The sequence below is a fragment of the Vibrio sp. M260118 genome (assembly GCF_036533755.1).
GTDB lineage: Bacteria > Pseudomonadota > Gammaproteobacteria > Enterobacterales > Vibrionaceae > Vibrio.
In genome coordinates this window covers 1-6,293 of record NZ_JATABG010000199.1, presented here as the reverse complement: position 1 = coordinate 6,293, position 6,293 = coordinate 1, and the positions used below count along the sequence as shown (strand labels likewise).

Sequence of the window (6,293 nt, the reverse complement as noted above, 5' to 3'; positions counted from 1 at the left end):
CATACGCTCAGTTATCTGAGTCAGTTTTGAGGTTAATGAATAATGCAAGTTACTGTTGAAACGCTAGAGGGCCTAGAGCGCCGTCTTAACATTACTGTTCCTGCTGCTAACATCGAAGATGCTGTAACAGCTGAACTACGCAACATCGCAAAAAACCGTCGTTTCGATGGTTTCCGTAAAGGCAAAGTGCCTCTAAAAATGGTTGCGAAGATGTACGGTAAAGCAGTACGTCAAGACGTAATGGGCGAAGTAATGCAACGTCACTTCATCGAAGCGATCGTTAAAGAGAAAATCAACCCAGCGGGTGCACCAACGTTCGCTCCAGTTGAAACGAAAGAAGGTGAAGACCTAGTATTCAACGCAACTTTTGAAGTTTACCCAGAAGTTGAGCTTAAAGGCTTAGAGAACATCACTGTTGAAAAACCAGCAACTGAAGTTCAAGACGCTGACGTTGAAGAGATGATCGACACTCTACGTAAGCAACAAGCGACTTGGGTAGAAGTAGAAGACGCTGCTGAAGAAGGTAAGCGCGCTACTATCGATTTCGTTGGTTCTATCGACGGTGAAGAGTTCGAAGGCGGTAAAGCTGAAAACTTCCCTCTAGAAATGGGTGCTGGTCGCATGATTCCAGGTTTTGAAGACGGTATCGCAGGTAAGACTGCTGGTATGGAATTCGAAATCGACGTGACTTTCCCAGAAGATTACCACGCTGAAAACCTAAAAGGTAAAGCAGCTAAGTTCTCTATCAAAGTGAACAAAGTTGAAGCGCGTGAGCTTCCAGAAATCAACGACGAGTTCGTTGCTAAGTTCGGTGTTGCTGAAGGCGGCGTTGACGCACTTAAAGCTGAAGTTCGTAAGAACATGGAGCGTGAGCTTAAGCAAGCTGTTAAGAACCGCATCAAAGAGCAAGCTCTTGACGGTCTAGTTAAAGAAAACGAAATCGACGTACCTGCTGCACTTATCGATCAAGAAATCGGTACTCTACGTCAGCAAGCTGCACAACGTTTCGGTGGCAACCCAGAAGCAGCTGAGCAGCTTCCACGTGAGCTATTCGAAGAGCAAGCTAAGCGCCGCGTAGTTGTAGGTCTTCTTCTAGGCGAAGTGATCAAGTCTGAAGAGCTAAAAGCTGACGACGAGAAAGTGAAAGCACTTATCGAAGAGATGGCTACAGCATACGAAGATCCATCAGAAGTAGTTGCGTACTACGAGCAAAACGAGCAAATGATGAACAACATGCGCAATGTTGCTCTAGAAGAGCAAGCTATTGACGCAATCATCGCTAAAGCTCAGGTTACTGAAAAAGAAGTTAGCTTCAACGAGCTAATGAACCAGCAGCCAGCAGCGTAATAAGCGATAAAATGCTTACAAGGTTGACTAAGCGTTAACTATTCTGCTAACAATGGTCCGTATGATAAGTATCATCCGGGCCATTTATTTTAGGGACATAAGAATATGAGCTACCAAGAAAAAAATGCAATGTCGCCAATCCTAAACGCGCTAGTACCAATGGTGGTTGAACAGACTTCCCGAGGTGAGCGTTCTTACGATATTTATTCTCGCTTGCTTAAGGAACGTATCATTTTTCTGACAGGCCAAGTTGAAGACCAAATGGCAAATCTAGTGGTAGCACAGCTACTATTCCTAGAATCAGAAAACCCTGACAAAGATATCTTCCTATATATCAACTCGCCAGGTGGTAGTGTGACTGCAGGTATGTCAATTTACGACACTATGCAGTACATCAAGCCAAATGTAAGTACGGTATGTATGGGACAGGCGTGCTCAATGGGTGCCTTCCTTCTAGCTGGTGGTGCGCCAGGTAAACGCCATGTACTGCCTAACTCTCGTGTGATGATTCACCAACCGCTAGGTGGTTTCCAAGGCCAAGCGTCGGATATCCAAATCCACGCGCAAGAAATTCTGACGATCAAACAGAAGCTAAATAAGCTGCTTGCTGAGCATACAGGTCAGCCGTTAGAAGTGATTGAACGCGATACTGACCGTGACAACTTTATGTCTGCGGATCAAGCCGTAGAGTACGGTTTGGTAGACTCGGTTTTGACTCATCACAAAGAGTAATACCATATCGCCAAAAGATGCAGGCGAAATTTAGTCAAAATTGATATAAACTCAAAACAAGACAGTGAAAGCTAATAAGAGGTTAGCGAATGACAGATAAAAGCAAAGAGAGCGGTAGTAGTAAACTTCTGTACTGCTCTTTCTGCGGCAAAAGCCAGCACGAAGTTCGCAAGCTAATCGCTGGTCCGTCAGTCTACATTTGTGATGAATGTGTCGACCTATGTAACGACATCATCCGTGAAGAGATCAAAGATGTTCTACCGAAAAAGCAATCTGAAGCACTACCAGTGCCAAGAGAGATTCGTGAACACCTTGATGATTATGTGATTGGCCAAGATTACGCTAAGAAAGTGTTAGCAGTAGCCGTTTATAACCACTATAAGCGTTTACGTAATGGAGACACCACAAGCGAAGGTGTTGAACTAGGTAAGAGTAACATACTACTGATTGGTCCTACGGGTAGTGGTAAAACCCTACTTGCAGAGACACTTGCTCGCTTCCTTGATGTGCCATTTACTATGGCTGATGCAACGACGCTAACAGAAGCGGGTTACGTGGGTGAAGACGTTGAGAACATTATTCAGAAGCTTCTGCAAAAATGTGATTACGACGTAGCGAAAGCAGAGCGCGGTATTGTATACATCGATGAAATCGACAAGATTTCTCGTAAAGCTGAAAACCCATCGATCACTCGTGATGTATCGGGCGAAGGCGTACAGCAAGCGCTACTAAAACTTATCGAAGGTACGGTTGCTTCAGTGCCGCCACAAGGTGGTCGTAAGCATCCTCAGCAAGAGTTCCTACAAGTAGATACATCTAAGATTCTATTTATTTGTGGTGGTGCATTTGCTGGCCTAGACAAAGTGATTGAACAGCGTGTTGCTACTGGTACAGGTATCGGTTTTGGTGCGGATATCCGCTCTAAAGACGAAACTCGTACTATTGGTGAACTGTTCTCTCAAGTTGAACCAGAAGATCTGGTGAAGTACGGTTTAATTCCTGAGTTCATCGGTCGTCTACCTGTTACAACGACGCTAACAGAACTTGATGAAGACGCGCTTATTCAAATTTTATGTGAACCGAAGAACGCACTGACTAAGCAGTACGCGGCACTATTCGAGCTTGAAAACTCAGAGCTAGAATTCCGTGAAGATGCACTGCGTGCTATTGCGAAGAAAGCGATGGAGCGTAAAACAGGTGCTCGTGGTCTACGTTCAATCCTAGAAGGTGTTCTACTAGAAACTATGTATGAACTACCATCAATGGATGATGTGAGCAAGGTTGTCATCGACGAGTCAGTCATTAAGGGTGAATCTGATCCTCTGCTTATTTATAGCAACTCAGACAACCAAGCCGCAGGCGCAGAATCTTAATCTGATTCACATAAATTAATGTATCAAGAAAGGGGGTAATCAATTACTCCCTTTTTTTTATTCTTTCATTGAATCCAACCAATTAGCCCCCATATACTGCTCATAGGACAAAGCGGAAGAGAGAAGAATATGAACTTGGAACGTTCCGAACGTATCGAGATCCCCGTACTACCTCTACGAGATGTAGTCGTTTACCCGCATATGGTTATTCCATTGTTTGTTGGACGCGAAAAGTCGATTGCTTGTCTTGAGGCGGCAATGGATAACAACAAGCAAGTATTGTTGGTAGCCCAAAAAGAAGCGGATACTGATGAACCGACTCAGGCAGACTTGTTTGAAGTTGGTACCGTAGCGACAATCCTGCAACTACTGAAACTTCCTGATGGCACGGTAAAAGTGTTGGTTGAAGGTCAGCAGCGCGCGAAAATTAATCACTTTATTGAAAACGAATTTTTCTTTGCTGACGCAGAGTATCTAACCACATCTGAGATAGATGAGCGTGAGCAAGAAGTTATCGTGCGCAGTGCTATTAACCAGTTTGAAGGCTTCATCAAGCTTAATAAAAAGATTCCACCAGAAGTTTTAACTTCACTAAATGGAATTGATGAAGCGGCTCGCCTAGCCGATACCATCGCAGCGCATATGCCGCTGAAACTATCTGAGAAACAGAATGTGCTTGAGATTCTGGATGTGACCGAGCGTCTTGAATTCTTAATGGGTCAGATGGAATCAGAAATCGATCTACTTCAGGTTGAGAAGCGTATCCGCACCCGCGTTAAAAAGCAGATGGAAAAATCTCAGCGCGAGTACTACCTGAATGAGCAGATGAAGGCGATTCAGAAAGAGCTTGGCGAAAGCGAAGACGGCGTTGACGAGTTCGAAACACTGAAGCAGAAGATTGTTGAGTCTAAAATGCCGCAAGAGGCTCGCGAAAAGACTGAGCAAGAGCTGCAAAAGCTTAAGATGATGTCTCCTATGTCTGCTGAAGCGACAGTGGTACGTGGTTACATCGACTGGATGCTTGGCGTTCCTTGGGCAAAACGCTCTAAAGTGAAGAAGAATCTAGCCAAGGCAGAAGAGGTTCTGAACGAAGACCATTACGGCCTAGAGCGCGTTAAAGAGCGTATCCTTGAATACTTGGCGGTACAAAATCGTATCAACAAGCTTAAAGGTCCTATTCTGTGTCTTGTCGGTCCTCCTGGTGTGGGTAAAACCTCTCTTGGCCGCTCAATTGCAGCGGCAACAGGGCGTCAATACACTCGTATGGCACTAGGTGGCGTGCGTGATGAAGCAGAAATCCGTGGTCACCGTCGTACTTACATCGGTTCTATGCCGGGCAAGCTAATCCAGAAAATGTCGAAAGTTGGTGTGAAAAACCCGCTGTTCCTTCTGGATGAGATCGACAAAATGTCTTCAGACATGCGCGGTGACCCATCATCAGCGCTGCTTGAAGTTCTTGACCCAGAGCAGAACAACGCGTTTAACGACCACTACCTAGAGGTAGATTACGATCTCTCTGATGTTATGTTCGTAGCGACGTCGAACTCAATGAACATTCCAGGCCCACTGCTAGACCGTATGGAAGTGATTCGTCTATCTGGTTACACCGAAGATGAAAAGCTCAACATCGCTAAGCGTCACTTGGTTGAAAAACAGATCAAGCGCAATGGTCTAAAAGTCGGTGAAATCGAGATCGAAGACTCTGCGATTATCGGCATTATCCGTTACTACACGCGTGAAGCGGGTGTACGTAGTTTAGAGCGTGAAATTTCGAAGATCTGTCGTAAAGCAGTGAAGAACATCCTGCTGGATAAAGAGCTTAAGAGCGTAACAGTGACGATGGATAACCTGAAAGAGTACCTAGGTGTTCAGCGTTTCGACTATGGTAAAGCAGACGATAGCAATCGCATTGGTCAAGTTACCGGTCTGGCTTGGACAGAAGTGGGTGGCGACCTATTGACCATTGAAACCCAAGCGATGCCAGGTAAAGGCAAGCTAACTCAGACAGGTTCGTTGGGCGATGTGATGCAAGAGTCGATTCAGGCCGCAATGACAGTGGTACGTTCTCGTGCTGAAAAACTGGGTATTAACTCAGATTTCTATGAGAAACGTGATATCCATGTTCATGTGCCTGAAGGCGCAACACCAAAAGATGGCCCAAGTGCGGGTATCGCCATGTGTACAGCATTGGTTTCTAGTTTAACGGGTAATCCGGTGAAGGCAGAAGTCGCGATGACAGGTGAAATTACCCTTCGCGGTGAAGTGCTTCCGATTGGTGGTTTGAAAGAGAAATTGCTTGCGGCACACCGTGGTGGCATCAAAACGGTACTGATTCCGAAAGACAACGAACGTGATCTAGAAGAGATTCCTGATAATGTTATTGCAGATCTGAAGGTTATTCCTGTGCAATGGATCGACGAAGTATTGAAGGTCGCATTGGAAAAAGAGCCGTCTGGTGTTGAGTTTTCAGCTGTAAAATAGTGATGTGCAGCAAAAATAAGTAAAAGATTACGCTGATAAGCATAAAAAGGCTTGTCAGCGTTTTTTTTGGGAGCTAACTTTAGCGACTATAGCTGCAAGCCTTGTTCTCCAAGGCTTGAGGCTGCATTTGAAATGAAATGGAACGAATAGCCACCGACAAAAATAAAATCAGGTGGCACAAAGGGGAATCACAGTGAATAAAACACAATTAGTAGAAAAAATTGCAGAAAATGCAGATCTATCAAAAGCATCAGCTGGTCGCGCTCTAGACGCATTCATTGAAGCAGTAGGCGATACTCTTCAGTCTGGCGATCAGGTTGCTTTAGTTGGCTTTGGTACTTTCAGCGTTCGCACTCGTGC

Annotated in this window: 5 protein-coding genes; all 5 read left to right on the top strand. The window is 45.0% G+C overall.

The window, feature by feature from the left end; genetic code table 11:
• The first annotated feature begins 42 nt into the window (after window positions 1-42).
• Window positions 43-1,347 carry a trigger factor gene (gene tig / locus QTO00_RS12495; protein ID WP_038206822.1) on the top strand — a complete coding sequence of 435 codons (1,305 nt, stop codon included), beginning with the start codon at window positions 43-45 and terminating at the stop codon, window positions 1,345-1,347.
• 105 nt (window positions 1,348-1,452) lie between these two features.
• A complete protein-coding gene (clpP, locus tag QTO00_RS12490) occupies window positions 1,453-2,079 on the top strand; it encodes an ATP-dependent Clp endopeptidase proteolytic subunit ClpP (protein WP_038206825.1) in 627 nt (208 codons plus the stop codon).
• An 89-nt stretch (window positions 2,080-2,168) separates the two neighbouring features.
• Window positions 2,169-3,452, top strand: coding sequence for an ATP-dependent protease ATP-binding subunit ClpX (gene clpX, locus QTO00_RS12485; protein ID WP_038206828.1), 1,284 nt, complete (start codon window positions 2,169-2,171; stop codon window positions 3,450-3,452).
• A 129-nt stretch (window positions 3,453-3,581) separates the two neighbouring features.
• On the top strand, window positions 3,582-5,933 hold the full coding sequence (gene lon, locus QTO00_RS12480) for an endopeptidase La (RefSeq protein ID WP_331425098.1): 2,352 nt from the start codon (window positions 3,582-3,584) through the stop codon (window positions 5,931-5,933).
• A gap of 193 nt (window positions 5,934-6,126) precedes the next feature.
• The coding region (locus QTO00_RS12475) for an HU family DNA-binding protein (RefSeq protein WP_331425099.1) at window positions 6,127-6,293 on the top strand (167 nt) is incomplete at its 3' end.